This is a genomic window from Shewanella sp. S1-58-MNA-CIBAN-0166, from assembly GCF_040310085.1.
In the GTDB taxonomy this organism is placed as follows: domain Bacteria; phylum Pseudomonadota; class Gammaproteobacteria; order Enterobacterales; family Shewanellaceae; genus Shewanella.
On sequence record NZ_JBEOPN010000017.1, the window covers coordinates 1 to 18,413 of the forward strand.

At 42.2% G+C, this 18,413-nt stretch carries 20 protein-coding genes; 9 read left to right on the forward strand and 11 right to left on the reverse strand.

Annotated elements, in window-relative coordinates:
* Positions 1-206 precede the first annotated feature (206 nt).
* Both AAEY99_RS11650 and AAEY99_RS11655 read left to right on the forward strand, forming a co-directional pair.
* A complete protein-coding gene (locus AAEY99_RS11650; RefSeq protein ID WP_162021974.1) occupies positions 207-752 on the forward strand; it encodes a gamma carbonic anhydrase family protein in 546 nt (181 codons plus the stop codon).
* Positions 753-1,023: 271 nt separating this feature from the next.
* Positions 1,024-2,232, forward strand: a complete 1,209-nt coding sequence (locus AAEY99_RS11655) for a sensor domain-containing diguanylate cyclase (protein WP_351010578.1) — start codon at positions 1,024-1,026, stop codon at positions 2,230-2,232.
* Here AAEY99_RS11655 and AAEY99_RS11660 read toward each other — a convergent pair.
* The 4 genes from AAEY99_RS11660 to AAEY99_RS11675 are packed head-to-tail and all read right to left on the reverse strand — an operon-like array spanning position 2,229 to position 6,029.
* Positions 2,229-2,486: a DUF1488 family protein gene (locus AAEY99_RS11660; protein ID WP_162021972.1), complete on the reverse strand. Its 258-nt coding sequence runs from the start codon at positions 2,484-2,486 to the stop codon at positions 2,229-2,231. The two genes, AAEY99_RS11655 and AAEY99_RS11660, sit on opposite strands and share 4 nt — an antisense overlap.
* Entirely contained in the window at positions 2,486-3,319 is an 834-nt protein-coding gene (aroE, locus tag AAEY99_RS11665; protein WP_162021971.1) for a shikimate dehydrogenase, read from the reverse strand. Before aroE ends, AAEY99_RS11660 begins: the two co-directional genes overlap by 1 nt.
* Before the next feature lie 56 nt (positions 3,320-3,375).
* Positions 3,376-4,635 carry an amidohydrolase family protein gene (locus AAEY99_RS11670; RefSeq protein ID WP_162021970.1) on the reverse strand — a complete coding sequence of 420 codons (1,260 nt, stop codon included), beginning with the start codon at positions 4,633-4,635 and terminating at the stop codon, positions 3,376-3,378.
* A gap of 11 nt (positions 4,636-4,646) precedes the next feature.
* Positions 4,647-6,029, reverse strand: a complete 1,383-nt coding sequence (locus tag AAEY99_RS11675; RefSeq protein WP_162021969.1) for an amidohydrolase — start codon at positions 6,027-6,029, stop codon at positions 4,647-4,649.
* Between the two features lie 171 nt (positions 6,030-6,200).
* Between AAEY99_RS11675 and AAEY99_RS11680 the strand changes: the two genes are divergently transcribed.
* On the forward strand, positions 6,201-6,635 hold the full coding sequence (locus tag AAEY99_RS11680; RefSeq protein ID WP_162021968.1) for a group II truncated hemoglobin: 435 nt from the start codon (positions 6,201-6,203) through the stop codon (positions 6,633-6,635).
* Here the strand turns inward: AAEY99_RS11680 and hemF are convergent.
* The 6 genes from hemF to AAEY99_RS11710 all read right to left on the reverse strand — a co-directional run bounded on the left by hemF (position 6,632) and on the right by AAEY99_RS11710 (position 11,466).
* A complete protein-coding gene (gene hemF, locus AAEY99_RS11685) occupies positions 6,632-7,564 on the reverse strand; it encodes an oxygen-dependent coproporphyrinogen oxidase (RefSeq protein ID WP_011635522.1) in 933 nt (310 codons plus the stop codon). The two genes, AAEY99_RS11680 and hemF, sit on opposite strands and share 4 nt — an antisense overlap.
* Positions 7,565-7,568: 4 nt before the next feature.
* Positions 7,569-8,135: an L-threonylcarbamoyladenylate synthase type 1 TsaC gene (gene tsaC / locus AAEY99_RS11690; RefSeq protein ID WP_059746088.1), complete on the reverse strand. Its 567-nt coding sequence runs from the start codon at positions 8,133-8,135 to the stop codon at positions 7,569-7,571.
* A 25-nt stretch (positions 8,136-8,160) separates the two neighbouring features.
* A complete protein-coding gene (locus AAEY99_RS11695) occupies positions 8,161-8,724 on the reverse strand; it encodes a DNA topoisomerase family protein (protein ID WP_351010580.1) in 564 nt (187 codons plus the stop codon).
* A gap of 59 nt (positions 8,725-8,783) precedes the next feature.
* A complete protein-coding gene (locus AAEY99_RS11700; protein WP_011635519.1) occupies positions 8,784-9,257 on the reverse strand; it encodes a DUF494 family protein in 474 nt (157 codons plus the stop codon).
* Positions 9,258-9,259: 2 nt separating this feature from the next.
* A complete protein-coding gene (gene dprA, locus AAEY99_RS11705) occupies positions 9,260-10,288 on the reverse strand; it encodes a DNA-processing protein DprA (RefSeq protein WP_502959501.1) in 1,029 nt (342 codons plus the stop codon).
* Between the two features lie 71 nt (positions 10,289-10,359).
* Entirely contained in the window at positions 10,360-11,466 is a 1,107-nt protein-coding gene (locus AAEY99_RS11710) for a LysM peptidoglycan-binding domain-containing protein (protein ID WP_101087381.1), read from the reverse strand.
* A 126-nt stretch (positions 11,467-11,592) separates the two neighbouring features.
* Here AAEY99_RS11710 and def point away from each other — a divergent pair, with 126 nt between their 5' ends.
* Genes def through AAEY99_RS11735 form a run of 5 tightly spaced genes read left to right on the forward strand, consistent with a single transcriptional unit; the run spans position 11,593 to position 17,230 of the window.
* Positions 11,593-12,105: a peptide deformylase gene (def, locus tag AAEY99_RS11715; protein WP_101087380.1), complete on the forward strand. Its 513-nt coding sequence runs from the start codon at positions 11,593-11,595 to the stop codon at positions 12,103-12,105.
* A gap of 8 nt (positions 12,106-12,113) precedes the next feature.
* Positions 12,114-13,070: a methionyl-tRNA formyltransferase gene (gene fmt / locus AAEY99_RS11720; protein ID WP_351010582.1), complete on the forward strand. Its 957-nt coding sequence runs from the start codon at positions 12,114-12,116 to the stop codon at positions 13,068-13,070.
* A gap of 1 nt (position 13,071) precedes the next feature.
* On the forward strand, positions 13,072-14,355 hold the full coding sequence (gene rsmB, locus AAEY99_RS11725) for a 16S rRNA (cytosine(967)-C(5))-methyltransferase RsmB (RefSeq protein ID WP_351010584.1): 1,284 nt from the start codon (positions 13,072-13,074) through the stop codon (positions 14,353-14,355).
* Between the two features lie 16 nt (positions 14,356-14,371).
* On the forward strand, positions 14,372-15,781 hold the full coding sequence (gene trkA, locus AAEY99_RS11730; protein WP_011635513.1) for a Trk system potassium transporter TrkA: 1,410 nt from the start codon (positions 14,372-14,374) through the stop codon (positions 15,779-15,781).
* Between the two features lie 6 nt (positions 15,782-15,787).
* The gene (locus AAEY99_RS11735; RefSeq protein ID WP_351010586.1) at positions 15,788-17,230 is read left to right on the forward strand and encodes a TrkH family potassium uptake protein; all 1,443 of its coding nucleotides are present in this window, start codon (positions 15,788-15,790) and stop codon (positions 17,228-17,230) included.
* Between the two features lie 68 nt (positions 17,231-17,298).
* On the opposite strand, the gene hemG is transcribed toward AAEY99_RS11735, so the two are convergent.
* A complete protein-coding gene (gene hemG / locus AAEY99_RS11740) occupies positions 17,299-17,844 on the reverse strand; it encodes a menaquinone-dependent protoporphyrinogen IX dehydrogenase (protein WP_351010588.1) in 546 nt (181 codons plus the stop codon).
* A gap of 198 nt (positions 17,845-18,042) precedes the next feature.
* On the opposite strand from hemG, the gene AAEY99_RS11745 reads away from it, so the two are divergent.
* A complete protein-coding gene (locus tag AAEY99_RS11745; RefSeq protein ID WP_011635510.1) occupies positions 18,043-18,348 on the forward strand; it encodes an ArsR/SmtB family transcription factor in 306 nt (101 codons plus the stop codon).
* Positions 18,349-18,413: the final 65 nt, after the last annotated feature.

Here is an 18,413-nt window from a genome sequence, read left to right on the forward strand (position 1 = left end):
TTTTGAAGCACTTAATTCAACCTGACTCAGTAACCGCTTGCGCTGTCTGCCGTGTCAGTGGATGCGCATTATAGGCAGCTCACGTTTTTGCGCAAGGCCTTTTTTAAGGTTATTTGTTATTTTCGGCTTGTTTGCGGATAATTTAGCCTGACCAGCTAGTTTTTAAGCATTATACTGTCACAAACCATGAATATATAAGGATTGTTATGTCGACTAATATAAGAACTTACCAAGGAATACACCCTGATTTAGCTGATAACGTCTATGTCGACGAGTCTGCAGTGCTGGTTGGTGACATTAAATTAGACCATGACGCGAGTGTTTGGCCATTAGTTGCTGCGCGCGGTGACGTAAATAAGATACGCATAGGTAAACGCAGTAATGTGCAGGACGGCAGCATATTACATGTAAGCCGTAAGTCTGCGGCAAATCCTGATGGGCATCCATTGATTATTGGTGATGATGTCACTATTGGTCACAAAGCAATGTTACATGGCTGCAAGATTGGTCATCGTGTACTTATCGGTATGGGTGCAATTTTACTTGATGGTGCAATAGTAGAAGATGATGTGATTGTGGGAGCGGGTTCATTAGTTCCTCCCAATAAGGTTTTGCAGAGTGGTTATTTATATGTTGGCAGCCCATGCAAACAAGTGAGGCCATTAACTGAAGCCGAACGTGCATTTTTGCCACAGTCTGCTGATAACTATGTTCGTTTAAAAAATGAATACTTAGTAGACCTACAACAATAAGCCTGTTCGTTTAATGTAATGGATCTATTTTTCTTGGTCCATTGCATGTCCCCACTAAAATACCTTACTCCACACATTTTTTTATACTATCTGTTGATAAACTAATGTGGTCTTATATGATAGTAACTCATTTAGTTATGCTGTACTGCGTGTTTGATTGTTGCAACTAAATTCTAAGAGTCACTATATTGAGCTTTATTGCTAGATAGAGTGACTACATACAGTTTTGAATGCTAACCAGTATCGCCGAATATTTAACAAGGATGGTTAAGTGAAAACCCAAAAACGCGTTTCCACCAAATATATCGGCTATCTTGATATTAAGCAGCACTTACTACTCTTGGTCATCCCTTTATTACTTATCAGTATTATTTCATTTACAGCATTTGATACAGGTAGTGCTTATCAATTCCTAGCTCTTATTGGTTGTGGTTACACTACCTGTTATGCCATCACATATTTTGTCCATAGACAAAATATGTTACGCCTTTGGCAACATTTGGAACATGTAATCCACATTAACGATACGACTTATGAATTAGTCAATTTATCGAGCCAATACGATTCAGAACAAGCTTTTTTGGATGCGCTACTACTAAAAGCAATAAGTGTTATAGATGATGCTGAAATGGGCAGTATCATATTGGTAGATAATCAGACTAATCAGTTACAGTTTGAATCTGTTATTGGACTCAATATTGATGCCTTGCAAAATATTAACTTTACCCTAAAAGACACTTTTCTATATCGATTGACTCAAGGACGTTGCCATAAAACCGTTGTCATTAGTAACATCAATGCTAAAAACCCCAAGCAATATGATCAATTTGTGCTACCAAATGCTTCAATCAAACCAATTTGTTCCACCTTGTCTAGCCCCATCCGTATTGACGGAGAGCTTTACGGGATGATGAATTTAGACAGTAGCAAGATGGAAGCCTTTGGTGATTACGATATAAATCTGGTGAATATTCTTACATCAGAAGCCGCGAACGCAATTTCACTGTACCAAAAGTCTAAAAAAATTGAGCTCCTGGCTGATTATGATGGATTAACAGGACTGTATAATCGCAAAAAATTTGATGCAACAATTCTACAATGGCAACACCACCCAGAGTTAGCAAGCTATATCATTATTTTGGATATGGATAACTTAAAGCCATTAAATGATCAGTACGGACATCAAGCCGGGGACGATGCATTAAAGGCTTTTGCGCAATCACTAAAATCAATGTGGCATCCACATTTTTTAGTCGCTCGATATGGCGGTGATGAATTTATTGCACTATGCCGTGGCCCCATCGATGTCTTAGAGCAGCAAATAACACAACTGCAGCATGACCTAACGCTGTTAAACCCCGCGATTCATTTTAGCTATGGACTTGCCCAGTATAATCAAGATTGGTCTAACGCGTTTAAACAGGCAGATAATAATATGTATAGCCAAAAGCGACTGAAGAAACAACTGAATCAGCCTTAAGCTAGAATAATATTACCACTGTCACTAAAAGCTTCTTGTTCAATCAATGCTTCTGCTTGGTCTTCAAGGTCAAAACGACATTGCTCAAATAAACACACGGCATTACTTCCACTCACAATTTGCTTGTCGCAAAGCTCACTGATGGCCGAAAAACTGGCATAACAGTTGATATTAACCCCTTGCTGCTGAGCAACAAACTTCACTTGATTGGTTTCGAGGTAGACTTGATCGGTAAATATCACGCTTTGATTCATTAGTCAGCTGCCTTTTGTGCTAATGATTCACGCAGTTTTAGCATAACCGAACCAGTATCAGGAGTAACCCCACGCCACAAACTAAAGCTTTTTGCCGCTTGACCAACCAACATACCTAGCCCATCAGCAGTTTTACGAGCGTGTTGTTCTTGAGCCCATTGGTTAAAGACTGTGGTTTGTTGGCTGTAGGTCATGTCGTAACAATCTGTTGTTTCATCAACTATAACGTTAGGCAAGGAAATTAATTGTCCAGATAGACCTGCTGAAGTTGAGTTAATCACTAAATCAAATGGCGATATTAGCTCTTCAATGGGTTTAGCAAAAAAGTTACCATACTCATTGAATAAAGCTTGAAGTTGCTCTGCTTTTTCGTGGGTCCGATTACAGATAATCAACTGAGCCACATTGTGTTGTAATATCGGTAAAATGCAGCCTCTTGCCGCGCCACCAGCTCCCACCAATAACACTCGCTTACCTTTCAGCGAACCGAACAGCATTTCCAGGTCATTCACCAAACCAACACCATCGGTGTTGTCACCGCCAATTTTACCATCTGACAAATTAAACAGGGTGTTTACTGAACCTGCGAGTTTAGCCATCTCACTGAGCTCGTCACACATGGCAAATGCTTGCTCTTTAAAAGGTGCAGTAACATTAGCGCCTTTACCACCATCGGCAAAGAATGCCGTTAACGAAGAGTCAAATTGATCGACCGGCGCGAGAATAGCTTCATAGCTTAAGTCTTGCTGAGTTTGCTTGGCAAACTCAGTATGTATAAATGGTGACTTACTTTGGGCTATTGGGTTACCAAATACAGCATACTTATCTGTCATTCGCTTTGTCTCTTCATTAACGATTTAGGGAAACGCCCCACGTAAATCGTGAGATGCTATCGGCTATAGGCTTCAGGCATTGCCGTTTTTTGTAAATAGCGATCACGGAGCTTGTCTTGACGACTGTCTGTGCTTTGCTCCTCTCCTGCAATCCACATCTTTTGCACTTTACTACTGAACTCGAAAGGATCGCCGCTCCATAATACTAAATCGGCAGGCTTGCCGACCGCAATCCGCCCAGAGTCTAAATGAAAAATATCAGCCACATTTGCCGTCACAGAAGCCAGAGCATCATCATAATTCATCCCGTTAGCAACCGCATTACCAGCACTAAAGCGTAGTGCGTAAATACCATGACTATCACCGGGTAATGCAATGGCTACTTTGACACCCGCGTTTGCTAGTTTACCTGCATTTTCGAGTGAATTATGCAATGCATCAAAACTTTCTGGTAAGTTACGCATGCTATCAATAACCACAGGGATGTTTGCTTGCGCGAGCTTATCAGCCACTAATACAGCATCAGCAGCATTGACTAGGATAAGATCTATGCCTAAGTCTTGTTTAAGTTTAATTAAATGCAAAATATCGCTGGCACGGTCGACGTCGATAATTAATGGTTTTTCACCCGCGAGTACCGCGTGAATAATCTCATCTTCACGACTTGGCACTTCGCTATCATCTTCAGCTGTTTTTTTCGTTTTACTCTTTTTGGCTTGCGCTTTTTTAGCATCTTCAAGTTTATGGATCAATTGCTGCATTCCTGCTGCACGAGAGCCTTCTTCTTTGGCACCTAATGCAACCACTAATCCGGTGTTAGCGGCCAGTATACTGTCCCAATCACCACTTAAGTCTACGGTAAATATTTGTCCTGCAAAAATGCCTTCACCACCACCTGATGACACTACATTACGAGTTATTCCGCCTTTGCGAGCAAATGGCACCGTAGACGCCTTGGGGTTGTAAGCTAAACTAGGATCAAAAATGACATCCGCTTCTTTTTCGTAAGCATCACGTGAAGATGCTACCGCACCAATTTCCACTAAGCCCAAATCATTCATACTCGCGATAAAGCCTGGAGTTAATATTGCCCCTTTAGCATCTATCACGGTATCAGCAGTCGGTGACGCCGGATTTATGGCCACAATAGTGCCATCTTCAATCACAACAGTAGCATCGGTTAATACGCCTTGTTCTGTGGCGGTATGCACTGTGGCATGGATAATTGCTACGCTTTCAGCTTGAACTACACCGCAACTTAACGCAAAGCTTATAGATAAACTCAAGGCAAGTACTGATTTATTAAATAATGTCATTGTCTTGATCCTTATTGTTGACCTAACATAAAGTCACTTTGTGCCTGGTAGGCAGGGTCTTGGCGGTCATACACTTTTGCACCATCAATAAATACCTGATCAGCTTGAGCGTATACGCTAAACGGGTTGGTATTCCATACAACCACATCTGCATTTTTACCCTTTTCGAGTGAACCGGTCTTATCGCTAATACCCAATGATTTTGCCGCATTAGCAGTAATCCAACCAATTACGTGCTCAGCTTTTAAGTCAAAGCCGTTAGCATTCGCGTTATTCATGATTTTTGCCGTTTCTTGATTAAGGCGCTGAATGGTTACGCCAGAGTCTGAATGTACGACAGCACAAGAATTTTTAACGGCATCGACCATGGCAACATTTTCAAGCACCATGTCGTATGCTTCGAGTTTAAAGCCCCACCAATCTGGCCACATAGCAGCACAGTTACCATTCTCAGCAAGTAAATCGGCAATTTTATAAGCTTCTACCGCATGATGGAATGTACCTGCGTGATAACCGAACTCCTTACCTAGGTCGATCATCATTGCCATTTCTTCAGCTTTGTAACAATGGTTGTGAATTAAAATATCACCTTCAAGCACACCTTTTAGCGTGTCTTTCATTAAGTCGCGCTCTGGTGCTACAGGGTTCTTACCTGCGGCATAGTCAGCATCATATTTATCCCAAGCACGTTTGTATTCTGTTGCTTGAATAAACGCTGTACGGTAGCCCGCCATATTACCCATACGAGTCATAGGTAATTCGTTACGGCTGCCATATAAAGATTTAGGATTTTCACCACAGGCCATTTTTAATCCATAAGGCGCGGCTGGGAACTTCATCGCTTGCATGGTCGTAGCGGGAACATTTTTGAGTGTCACCCCACGGCCACCAATCAGGTTGGCTGAACCAGGTAAAATTTGTAGCGTAGTGATGCCACCTTCTCGGGCACGATTAAACCCAGGGTCTTGTGGCCATACACTATGCTCTGCCCATACCTCAGCGGTTACTGGGTTGGTCATTTCATTACCGTCATTGTGTGACTCGGCATTGGGACTTGGATAAACCCCTAAGTGTGAATGCACATCAATAATACCAGGGGTAATCCACTTGCCTTTAGCGTCGATAACTACAGCATCTTCAGCGGAAAGCTGTTGACCAACTGCGCTAATTTTACCGTCTTTAATTAATACATCGGCATCATCAATACGTTCACCAGTGCCGGTTAACACAATGGCATTTTTTAACAGTGTGGTTGAATTAGGCAGTATTTGATAAGTACTTGGATACGGATTGGCATTGATTGTGATTTTAGGGTCTTGTTGTTCTGCTGGACTACAACCTGCAATTGCAGTTGATAGCGCCACAGCAACCAAAGAAGGCATTAATTTTGCCATTGGGATCTCCTGTCTTATTTTGCGACTAATCTAACCAAGTTAACTGCCGAAATACAGCCTAATCGTTAAATAATTGGTATCAAAACGTTAACAAAAAAATGATCCTGCCATGACATTGATTTAGATATAATAACCCCGACACTCTTAAACACTGACTTAAACACTGACAATATGAACTGGTTACGTAAATTATTCGCTAAGCCGCAAACCGCTGATGACAGAGATACAGCGCAGTCAAATGCCTACGACCTTATTGGTGGCGACAAGGTTATCCGCACAATTACCCATGACTTTTATCAACAAATGCAAACACGTCCCGAAACCCAAGCGTTATTAGCGATGCATCACTCGCCAATGCAAGAGTCTGAACAAAAACTGTATGAGTTCTTAAGTGGTTGGTTAGGTGGTCCGCAACTGTATCAACAAAAACATGGTCATCCGGCTTTACGTGCCAGACACATGCACTTCGCGATTGATGAATCAATGCGAGATCAATGGTTAATCTGTATGCGTGCAGCCATTCAAAACAACATAAAAAAGCCTGAACATCAGCAAGTGATTATTCAGGCTATTTCTGCGCTAGCAGATAATATGCGTAATCGTTAGACTGCAGCTAACCAGTCTTGTGGCTTTAGGTAGATGTCATACAGCTCTGCTTCTGCAGTCCCTTCTTCTGGGGTGAATGCATATTCCCAGCGAACCAATGGTGGCATCGACATTAAAATGGATTCCGTTCGGCCACCAGTTTGCAGGCCAAATAAAGTGCCACGATCATAGACCAAGTTAAACTCAACATAGCGACCACGGCGATAAAGCTGGAACTGGCGTTCGTCATCGCCATATTCTAACTCTTTGTTGCGTTCGACTATCGGCGCATAAGCTTCAATAAAGCCATTGCCTACCGCTTGCATAAACTCAAAGCTTCGCTCAAAACCAGGTTCGTTAAGATCATCAAAAAACAATCCACCGACACCACGGGTTTCATTACGATGCGGTAAGAAGAAGTACTCATCACACCATTTTTTATACTTTGGATAAACATCTTCACCAAATGGATCGCAAATATCTTTAGCCGTTTGATGCCAGCTAACGACATCTTCTTTAAATGGATAGTAAGGCGTTAAATCAAATCCACCACCAAACCACCACACTGGGTCGGCACCTTCTTTACGGGCGATAAAAAAACGCACGTTAGCATGAGTCGTTGGAATAAACGGATTATTAGGGTGAATAACCAATGACACCCCCATAGCTTCAAAACTTCGGCCAGCTAATTCTGGACGATGTGCCGTGGCCGATGCGGGCATAGCGGCGCCCATCACATGAGAAAAGTTAACGCCGGCTTGCTCAAATACTTGGCCTTGAGTTAATACTCGACTCGTACCACCGCCACCTTCTTCACGTTCCCACGAATCAGCTTTAAACGTCGCTTTACCGTCGAGCAGCTCTAAACGCTGACAAATATTTTGCTGTAATCCCAACAAAAACGATTTTACTTGTTGTGCGTCTGGCACATGGGAAGAGGTGTTTGACATAGTATTAGCTTCCATTACGAAGAATTTGACCACTGCGAGCATCGATAATGGTTGATGGCTGACGTTGTTCGCCCAGCTTACCTAAAATCAATGCATCAATTTTATCGCTAAAATCAGTGATGATATGTTGTGCATCGACCACCGGTTGCTCACCGGCTAAATTGGCACTTGTCGATACTAAGGGTTTATTGAGGGTGTCGCATAACTCTCGAACTACTGGGTGAGCAGATACCCGTACGGCAATTGAATCAAACTCGCCGCACAATAATTTTGATACGTGTGACTGAATAGGCATAACAAATGTAAATGGCCCAGGCCACTTTGATTGAGCAAACTGCAGTTGTTGCTCAGTTAATTGAGTGATATCAAGATAAGGTAATAGTTGCTCAAATGAACTGGCCACCAAAATTAAGCCTTTTTGCCAAGGACGCTGTTTTACTGCCAACAGTTTCTCGATAGCACTGTCATTATCAGGATCGCATCCTAAACCAAATACAGCTTCTGTTGGGTAAGCTATCACGCCACCTTGTTGTATGGTGGTGGCGACAGCCGATGGCTGCAGTTGTAACATTGGATTTCCTTTCATGGTATAGAAACTATAAAGCACGCTTATATTTACAGGATTTTTGCGGACACTCGACTCGGCTACCAACCGCACCTTTACGTTCGACTAAAATTCCGAAGCCACAGTCTGGGCACGCTTCATTATGGGGAGGATAGTTTACGATAAACTTACATTTTGGGTAGGCACTGCATGCAAAAAAAGTTTTACCATACCGGCTCGTTCGAGATTCTAGATGGCCTTTTTTGCACAATGGGCAAGTTATCTGCTCAGCTTCATTGGCGTGGTCATGCTTTTCAATATGGGTGCATTCAGGATAATGCGTACAACCGATAAAAATACCAAATCGACCAGACTTAACAGCCAACTCATTACCACATTTAGGGCACTCAGAACCGCTAATAATTTGGGTTTCGATCGACTCGTGTTGCACTAGCGGACGGGTATAGTCGCAGGTTGGATAGTTATTACAGCCCACAAAACTGCCATGTTTACTGTGTTTAACCGACAACTCAGCGCCACAAACAGGACAAAGTTCAAACTCTTTCTCCAATGCATGTTCGTGGACAGTAAATAGCTGCTGATCAATTTTCGACATGGGTTTCTCTGTGAGTAATATTCTATAGACCTAAAAAAGGAGGCTAAGCCTCCTTTCTGTTATGAGTGTAAGCGCCCTTCTGGCTGCTCGAAGATTAAATCTTCCATTTGCTCATAGGCTGACTCATTTCCTGGCACATTAAATAGTACCATTAATACCACCCATTTGAGATCTTCTAACTCTAATGTTGGTTCATCTAACTCCATAACACGGTCAATAACCATTTCTCGAGTTTCGACACTGAGCACTTGAATCTGTTCTAAAAACAGTAAAAAACCACGACACTCAACATCTAATTTGGCCATTTCCGCTTTAGTATAAATACGGAATGAATGTTGTGCATGATTACACAAGTACGGTTTATCACTCTCTTGTAGATCAGCTAAGTGCTCTAACCAAGAAAGTGCTTTGATAATATCAACTTGATGAAAACCCGCACGGGTTAACTCTTTAGTGAGTTCATCTTCATCAACTAATAACTCAATCTCACTATGAACATAATTTTCAAATAAATACATGAGGATATCGAACATGGCTAACTCCTCTTTAGTCTGACGTAACCACCGGGCACAGCTGCAACCCACCCTTGTAACTCAAGTTCAAGCATTTGTATTAACACCAGATCTATCGGTTTCCCACTATCCTCAACCACCGAGTCTATCGCGGTTGTTTCATATCCTACACTAGCTAACAGCGGAGGAAATGGCAAATCACTAATATCATTATCCTGTATATGGTGCCGTAGATGCAATTGTTCAAGGTGATAATCTGATAAACAGCCTAATTCTTCTATTATATCGGCAGCAGACTCGACAAGTTTTGCACCATTTTTAATTAAATCATGACAACCTTGGCTATATCCTCCTAATACCGATCCAGGTACAGCAAACACTTCACGATTTTGCTCCATTGCCAACCGAGCACTGATTAATGAACCACTTTTACGGCTTGCCTCAACCACCACAGTACCTAAGCTTAAACCACTGACAATACGGTTACGCCGAGGAAAGTTACCAGCAAAAGGCCCTATACTTGGCCAGTATTCACTGATGACGCAACCAGTATTAATGATCTCATGATACAAGTGTTGATGACGCTTAGGATAAATACACTCTACCCCACAACCCAACACGGCCATGGTCGTTCCATTAACCGCCAAAGTCGCTTTATGGGCTGCACCATCAATACCCGTCGCCATGCCACTAGTGATCGAAAAACCTTGATTAGCTAAATGACCAGCGAGATCTGTTGCCATATCTAAGCCGCCTCGAGAGGCATTACGGCTACCAACAATCGCAATACTCGGTAATAAAAGGGATTCTATCGAGCCTTTAATAAATAATACCTGCGGTGGATCTGATATTTGCGCAAGTAATGGAGGGTAAAGTGGGTCAGAGAGGGTCACAATGTAGTGATTAGGCTGCGAATCGAGCCAGGTTAGAGCTTGCTCTACTTTATTAAAGTCGATATGGCATTTAGCCAACAGGCTTGCCGATAAAGGTAAGGCCTGTGGCTCAAACTCTAGACGTTGACGAATCTCTTCAACGTCCATTTGAGTTAACAATTGTTGAATCCGAGCAGGTCCTAGCCCAGATACTGCACAAACAACTAGCCAGTCGACCAGTTTATCTGAAATTATTCACCTTTAATCGTCAATGGATTTGGTTTGGTCAATTTATCACCCACTCGAACTGGATGGTCATTAAACATAATCAACCCTAAACTGGTTTTATCAAACACTTTAAAAACCATCAAATTACCATGGAAAATATCGGGCATTTTATACACGGTATCTTCTGAAAAATTCGCCAACACTTTATCGTAAGATGAACGATCAAGAGGGCGAACAGGATTACCATCATTATCGATAATAATGTTTTCGCCATCACGGTACATTGAAAAAACATGTCCAGTCTCAACGCCATCATTGGCACCACGATCTATATAGACAACGTCTAATTTACCTGCTTCGCGAATATTACCTGTTGTACCAATAATAGATGTAGCAACGCTTAAATCTGCCGCTTTAGGAATAAAATAAGCCGACATTAACGCTTCATCTTCTACAGGTGCAACATGAAATCCACCTTTGGTTTCACGTAAACTACTCAGTAATTCAACTTTCGAGACATCGCCAGACTCAATAACACGTCCACTAGAGGCTAAAATAAGTTCTTGGCCTAATAATTCACCGCTATCTGGAGCAAAAAACTCACGTCCAGTTTGATAAATTGCCACTTTAAGACCTTGCTCAAGCTTTGAGTTCACATAGACAACGTCATTGACCACATGATGAATTGATGAGCTTTCACCACTCATAACTATCGGTAATCCCGCCAACCAAGTTGGATCAACAACTCTGTTCTGCACTAGATAGGGCTTAATCAACGCAAGGTCAACAGGTGGGATAGGACCATCTTTCGATATCATCCGCCCTTCTGGACTCTTTTTAATGTGCTGCTTAACAACCAAACGGGGCTGACCATCAATAAAGACTAATGTCAGTCGATCCCCTGGATAAATTAAATGTGGGTTAGCAATTTGTGGGTTTTCCCCCCACAATTTAGGCCAACGCCATGGGTCATTTAAAAAATAACCAGAAATATCCCATAGAGTATCGCCTTTTTTAACGATATACGTATCTGGATGTCCAGCTTTCAAGGTTAATGTATCAGCATTGACCCAATAAGAATTTAGACATAAAAAAACAAGTAAAAGTAAGCGTTTCATGGTGCAGTCCATGTTGTTTAGCTCTTTATTAGAGCTTTTTGCTGTTATTGATAGGCTGTAAGGATTAAAATTACCCTAATCGCAAAGGCCAGTATAGCTAACTGGCTGAAATTTGACAGACTTGCTAAGAGTTTATATATGCCATTACTTAATGTTTTACGCTTTCCAGATGAACGTTTACGCACTATCGCTCAACCTGTAACGGATTTCGGTCCACAATTACAGACACAAATAGATAACATGCTCGAAACCATGTACCTAGAGAAAGGTATCGGTTTAGCTGCTACTCAAGTGGATTTTCATCAACAATTGATTGTGATGGATCTACAAGATGAGGTTGAACGGCCAACTATTTTTATTAATCCTCAAATAGTGGCTAGCAGTGGTGACTTGGCTAATGAAGAAGGTTGCCTATCGGTACCCGGTATTTACGCCAAAGTTGACCGTGCAGAATTTGTCACCTTAAAAGCGCTAGATCGTCACGGTAAAGAGTTTACTGTTGAAGCTGATGAGTTGTTTGCTATTTGTATTCAACACGAAATGGATCACCTTAAAGGTAAGCTATTTGTCGATTATTTATCGCCTCTAAAACGTCAACGCATTAAAACTAAGCTTGAAAAAGAAGCTCGTTTAGATGCTAGAGAAGCATAGGAAAAAATTTGAAACCGTTAAAAATTATCTTTGCCGGTACTCCGGATTTCGCAGCTCGACACTTACAAGCACTCATCGACTCTGAACACGATGTGATTGCCACTTATACTCAACCAGATAGGCCTGCTGGTCGAGGTAAGAAACTCACCGCAAGCCCAGTAAAAGCGTTGGCTTTAGAGCATGCTATTCCGGTATTTCAGCCTGCATCATTACGTAATGAAGAGGCACAAGCGGCATTAGCAGCTCTTAATGCTGATATTATGATTGTTGTGGCTTACGGGTTGATTTTGCCAAAGGTAGTGCTTGATACCCCACGTTTAGGTTGTATCAATGTGCACGGTTCAATTTTACCTCGCTGGCGTGGAGCCGCTCCAATACAGCGGGCTTTATGGGCAGGTGATACCGAAACCGGTGTCACCATTATGCAGATGGATATTGGCCTAGATACTGGCGACATGCTGCTCAAAACGCACTTACCGATAGAGGCTACGGATACCTCGGCTAGCCTTTATGAAAAGCTGGCAGAACAAGGGCCAAAAGCCCTAGTACAAGCGCTGATTGGTTTAAGTGATGGAAGCCTCAAAGCACAAAAGCAAGATGAAACGCTGGCTAACTACGCTGAAAAACTGTCCAAAGAAGAGGCTCGTCTTGATTGGAATAAAAGCGCAAAACAGCTTTGGCAAGACATTCGCGCATTCAATCCATGGCCAGTAAGTTATTTTGAACACCAACAAAGCGTGATTAAAGTGTGGCAAGCCGGTTACAGCGCAGAACTCTGCTCACAGGCGCCAGGGACCATTATTGCCGCGACCAAGCAAGGTATTGAAATTGCCACCGCAGACGGCAAGTTAATGATTAAAACCATGCAACTGCCCAACAAAAAGCCGCTTGATGTGGCCGATATTCTCAATGCTCGTGGTGATTGGTTTACCGCAGGTGTGTGTTTAAACCAAGAGGCTAACTAGCATGAATGTTCGCGCACTGGCAGCTAAAGCGATTTATGAAGTCCTTGAAAAAGGCATTTCGTTATCGGTGGCTCTACCCGATCAACAGCAACACTTACAAAATGGCAAAGACAAAGCCCTATTAGCTGAATTATGTTACGGCGTTATGCGTCAATTACCACAACTAGACAAGTGCGTGAGTGACTGCTTAGCAAAACCGTTTAAAGGTAAACAGCGTATATTGCATCAATTGTTGATCGTAGGTTGTTACCAACTCTACTTTACTCGTATTCCAGCGCATGCGGCGATCTCAGAAACGGCAGAAGCTTGCAGACAATTACGTTTTGATGGTTTGGTGAAAGTGGTCAATGGCGTCTTGCGTAATATTCAACGCCAAGACAATGCATTAAATACTGACTCAGACACGCTACGCTTTAATACTCCAGCTTGGTTTATTAAGCGTTTACAACAAGCGTATCCAGATAACTGGCAAGACATTATTGAGCAGAGCCACCAGCGTCCGCCAATGTGGCTACGTAATAATCAGCAATCACAGACATGTGATGCTTATTTAGCGGCACTAGCCCAACATGATATTTCAGCCCAAGCCGGTTCAAGCCCAAATGCTATATTGCTCGAAAGCGCAAAAGATGTCGCAGCATTACCCAACTTTATGGAAGGAGCTGCATCGGTGCAAGATGGTGCGGCGCAATGGGCTGCTACCTTACTAGCACCAACAGAAAATGAACTTGTTTTAGACGCCTGCGCCGCTCCTGGTGGCAAAAGTTGCCATTTACTCGAGCTTGCTCCCACTATCAATTTAGTCGCTGTCGACTTTGATCAAAAACGCCTTGCTCGAGTACAACAAAATCTGGACAGGTTGCATTTAAAAGCGCAACTTATTCACGGCGATGCGGCAGATATTCCATCATGGTGGCAAGGGCAACAATTTGATCGAATCTTGCTTGATGCGCCTTGTTCTGCAACTGGGGTCATTCGCCGTCACCCAGACATAAAATGGTTACGTAAAAATAGCGATATTGAAGAGTTAGCCAACTTACAAAAACAAATATTGGATCATTGTTGGCAATGGCTTAAACCGGGTGGCACCTTATTATATGCAACCTGTTCTATTTTACCGCAGGAAAACAGCCAACAAGTTGAACAGTTTCTAGCACGGACACCCGATGCGAGTTTAGTACCGATAGAGCAACAAGCTCATATCAGTGATATCGGTTGGCAAATTTTGCCTGGGCAAGACAACATGGACGGCTTCTATTACGCGCGCCTAGTTAAAGCAATTTAAGGATGTACCTCAAGCCATGAAAATTATTATTTTAGGGGCTGGGCAAGTAGGCGGCACGTTAGCTGAAAACTTAGTCGGTGAAAATAACGACATCACACTCGTCGACAGTGATCGCGCTCGGCTAAGGCTATTACAAGACAAGTTTGACCTACGAGTTGTTGTCGGTCATGGCGCTCATCCGAGTGTATTAAAAGAAGCGGGTGCAGAAGATGCTGACATGCTCATTGCGGTAACCAATAGCGATGAATGTAACATGGCAGCTTGTCAAATTGCTTACAGCTTATTTGGTACACCAACAAAAATTGCTCGTATTCGCTCAGAAGCTTATTTAGAACTTCAAGATAAACTGTTTATCAATAGTGAAATTAAAAGTGGTGACGCTAAGCCTCGCGGCGGTTTTATTATTGATGAGCTGATTGCACCAGAGCAGTTAGTGACCGCTTACATACAAAGATTAGTAGAATACCCAGGTGCACTGCAAGTACTTGAATTTGCTAAAGGTAAACTAAGCCTCGTTGCGGTTAAAGCTTATTATGGCGGTCCATTAGTGGGTAACGCATTAGCCACATTACGTGAGCACATGCCCAATATTGATACCCGCGTTGCCGCTATTTTTAGGCAAGGCCGGCCTATCATGCCGCGCGGCACGACCATTATTGAAGCCGATGATGAGGTGTTTTTCGTTGCCGATAGTCGTCATATTCGTGCAGTAATGAGTGAGATGCAAAAACTGGATAATTCGTACCGCAATATCATGATTGCGGGTGGCGGTAATATTGGTTTTGGTCTTGCGCAAAAGTTGCAACGTACTCATTCGGTTAAGTTAATTGAACACCGTCAAGAACGCGCGGAGTTACTTTCAGAAAAACTGGAAAAAACCACCGTGTTTTGTGGCGATGCTTCAGACCAAGAATTATTGTTGGAAGAAAATATCGATCAAACCGATGTGTTTATCGCTGTAACCAATGATGACGAAGCCAATATTATGTCTGCCCTACTTGCCAAACGCATGGGGGCGAAAAAGGTCATGGTACTTATTCAGCGTGAAGCCTATGTTGATATTGTGCAAGAAGCTAACATTGATATTGCCATATCTCCGCAGCAAGCCACTATTTCGGCGTTACTGACTCATATTCGCCAAGGTGATATATGTAATGTTTACTCATTACGCCGTGGTGCAGCAGAAGCCATTGAAGCGATTGCCCATGGAGACTCAAGCACGTCAAAAGTTGTCGGTAAACAGATTGGCAATATCAAACTACCGCCAGGCACAACTATTGGCGCCATTGTACGTAATGACGAAGTGTTAATGGGTCATGACAAAACGGTAATCGAACAGGGTGACCATGTTATTTTATTCTTAGTAAATAAGAAGTTCATCGGTGACGTAGAGAAACTGTTTCAACCAAGTGCTTTTTTCTTTTAAGTTCTTATGTTTAACGTCAAACAAATCATTTTCATCCTCGGTATTTTTCTCTCAATACTGACAGGATTTATGTTAGTTCCAATGGCTTTTGCGCTATTTTATGGCGAAGAAACCATCGGTGACTTTATGATGTCCGGTTTATTTACCGGCTTTATTGCTATTTTGTGCATTCAAAATGGTCGCAACCATCATTTTAGTCTTAATATTCGCGATATGTTTATGTTGACCAGTATCACTTGGTTTGTCGTGAGCTTATTCGCCGCGCTGCCCTTCACGCTTTATCACGGTATTAATTATACTGACGCTTTTTTTGAAACCATGTCAGGTATAACCACTACCGGTTCAACAGTATTATCCGGTTTAGACAGTATGGACCATAGTATCTTAGTCTGGCGTTCATTATTGCAATGGCTTGGCGGCATTGGTTTTATTGTAATGGCCGTGGCAATCCTGCCGTTTTTGAACGTGGGGGGAATGCGCTTATTTAGAACTGAATCATCAGACTGGAGCGACAAAACGATTCCTCGCACCCAGCACATGGCCAAACATTTATTTCTGATCTATGTCGCCTTAACACTACTGTGCACATTGTCCTATCACCTTGCTGGCATGCATTGGTTTGAGGCTATCAACCATGCCATGACCACATTATCAACAGGTGGATATTCCACTTCAGACAGCTCAATGGCGGCCTTTTCACACGAGGCACATTGGGTTGGTATTGTGTTTATGTTAGCGGGTGGACTACCGTTACTAATGTTTGTTCAAACCATACAACAACGCAGCTTACGCTTATGGAATGATCAACAAGTGATAGGCTTTTTACGCTTTGTGTTACTGGTGTCATTCTCATTAGCCTTTTGGCTGTGGCAACATCAGCAAATAGACTTTTTAGATGCATTAAGACTTGCTAGCTTCAATGTTATTTCTGTCATCACCACAACCGGTTACGGTCTAACAGATTATCAATCGTGGGGCTCTGTCGCCAGTGTCGTATTTCTGTTTTTAATGTTTATTGGTAGCTGTTCAGGCTCAACATCTGGTGGCATAAAAATATTTCGTTTTCAAATCGCATTCTCAATTATGCGTCAGCAGATTAAACAGCAATTCCATCCCAATGGCGTGTTTAAAGACAAATACAATGGCCACCGCATTCAAGATGACATTGTCCGTTCAATAATGGCTTTTTTTATGCTGATGATAGTGGTGATATTATTACTGTCGCTCACACTTGTACTAACCGGATTAGATCCAATGACCAGCTTTACCGGAGCAATAACCGCAGTGGCAAACGTAGGACCGGGCCTTGGTCCTATTATTGGTCCAGCAGGAAACTTTTCCTCACTTCCTGACGTCGCTAAGTGGGCTTTGGCAATAGGAATGTTATTAGGGCGTTTAGAAATACTGACAGTCGCAGTGTTGTTTCACCCTAAATTTTGGCGTTTTTAATACAGGCTGAGTCGATGGTTAACATAGCGCTGATTAACCTTAGCTTAACCATCTGTTGGGTATAATCACTACGCAGGCACGACAGTCGCTAGTTTGGCAATATGATCAGCATAAACCTTCACATCATTCCAATCGGTATAATCAATAATGGCTGTTGGGTCGGTGGGGCCATCGGTCATTTTCATGATAAGGCGGATCATCAAGCTGTCATACCAAGGCCAAGAAGGGTAATCGACTTTACCGGCAATAATTTTCACATCTTGCGGTTGCCACTCAGATAAAGTTAAAAACTTCTGTAGATATTTATTGTTTTCAGGAATGCGTTTTTCAGGATTACGAGCCACAACGTTGACGCAAAAAAAACTGTTTGGCAGTTGCGATAAATGCTGCTGATTTTCACGCACAAACTCAAACACCGATCTATGATACGAGCCATATAATACACAAGCCCCTAACGCAACAGCTTGGTATTTAGACCATTCAATTGGCGCTTTATCTTGAAGATTAACCACATCACAATGATCGCCTTTAGATTGAATTTGTTCTGCTATTGCACGGCTAATATGTGCAGTATGGCCACCTCGGGAATAATATAACACTAAAATATTGGCCATTTTGCGATTCTCATTGTTGGATTATTTGCCTCAGTTTGGCAAAAAAAGCCTTTTTAAACCTCTGCAATGATCACAAATTAGAAATAGCTCATATATTTAATAGTTAAAATTGAGATCTCCATGATGCGGAAGTATGATAATGAACAAAACACAGTAAAATCCAACCAGATCGTAATTTAAGGTTATATAAGGACACTCATGAAGCAAGATATCGATGTCGCAACCATGCTTAATAATGCAGAAACGGCAGCACAATGGCTAAAAGCCATTGCGAATCCTTACCGCTTAATGATTTTATGTTTATTGTTAGAACAAGAACTAAGTGTCACAGAGCTAAATGAGACTGTGCCTTTGAGCCAATCAGCTTTGTCACAGCATTTAGCGGTACTGCGCACCCAAGATTTGGTCAACACTCGTAAGAGCTCACAAGTGGTTTACTACACCCTTAAAAATGAGCAAGTCACCGAAGTGATCTCGATACTACATCGACGCTATTGTGCCTAAACAGCTATTATGGCTAAGCAACAACTGTGACTAAACAACATAGGATTTAAACATCATAGGCGCTT

Excerpts from the sequence above, each read along its gene's own strand:
- tsaC (WP_059746088.1), bottom strand. The coding sequence starts at position 8,135 with ATGTTACAACTGCAGCCATCGGCTGTCGCCACCACCATACAACAAGGT.
- AAEY99_RS11670 (WP_162021970.1), bottom strand. The coding sequence starts at position 4,635 with ATGACATTATTTAATAAATCAGTACTTGCCTTGAGTTTATCTATAAGC.
- AAEY99_RS11650 (WP_162021974.1), top strand. The coding sequence starts at position 207 with ATGTCGACTAATATAAGAACTTACCAAGGAATACACCCTGATTTAGCT.
- AAEY99_RS11710 (WP_101087381.1), bottom strand. The coding sequence starts at position 11,466 with ATGGACTGCACCATGAAACGCTTACTTTTACTTGTTTTTTTATGTCTA.
- trkA (WP_011635513.1), top strand. The coding sequence starts at position 14,372 with ATGAAAATTATTATTTTAGGGGCTGGGCAAGTAGGCGGCACGTTAGCT.
- AAEY99_RS11660 (WP_162021972.1), bottom strand. The coding sequence starts at position 2,486 with ATGAATCAAAGCGTGATATTTACCGATCAAGTCTACCTCGAAACCAAT.
- AAEY99_RS11745 (WP_011635510.1), top strand. The coding sequence starts at position 18,043 with ATGAAGCAAGATATCGATGTCGCAACCATGCTTAATAATGCAGAAACG.
- AAEY99_RS11700 (WP_011635519.1), bottom strand. The coding sequence starts at position 9,257 with ATGTTCGATATCCTCATGTATTTATTTGAAAATTATGTTCATAGTGAG.
- def (WP_101087380.1), top strand. The coding sequence starts at position 11,593 with ATGCCATTACTTAATGTTTTACGCTTTCCAGATGAACGTTTACGCACT.
- AAEY99_RS11735 (WP_351010586.1), top strand. The coding sequence starts at position 15,788 with ATGTTTAACGTCAAACAAATCATTTTCATCCTCGGTATTTTTCTCTCA.
- AAEY99_RS11695 (WP_351010580.1), bottom strand. The coding sequence starts at position 8,724 with ATGTCGAAAATTGATCAGCAGCTATTTACTGTCCACGAACATGCATTG.
- hemG (WP_351010588.1), bottom strand. The coding sequence starts at position 17,844 with ATGGCCAATATTTTAGTGTTATATTATTCCCGAGGTGGCCATACTGCA.
- hemF (WP_011635522.1), bottom strand. The coding sequence starts at position 7,564 with ATGTCAAACACCTCTTCCCATGTGCCAGACGCACAACAAGTAAAATCG.
- AAEY99_RS11675 (WP_162021969.1), bottom strand. The coding sequence starts at position 6,029 with ATGGCAAAATTAATGCCTTCTTTGGTTGCTGTGGCGCTATCAACTGCA.
- AAEY99_RS11680 (WP_162021968.1), top strand. The coding sequence starts at position 6,201 with ATGAACTGGTTACGTAAATTATTCGCTAAGCCGCAAACCGCTGATGAC.
- aroE (WP_162021971.1), bottom strand. The coding sequence starts at position 3,319 with ATGACAGATAAGTATGCTGTATTTGGTAACCCAATAGCCCAAAGTAAG.
- rsmB (WP_351010584.1), top strand. The coding sequence starts at position 13,072 with ATGAATGTTCGCGCACTGGCAGCTAAAGCGATTTATGAAGTCCTTGAA.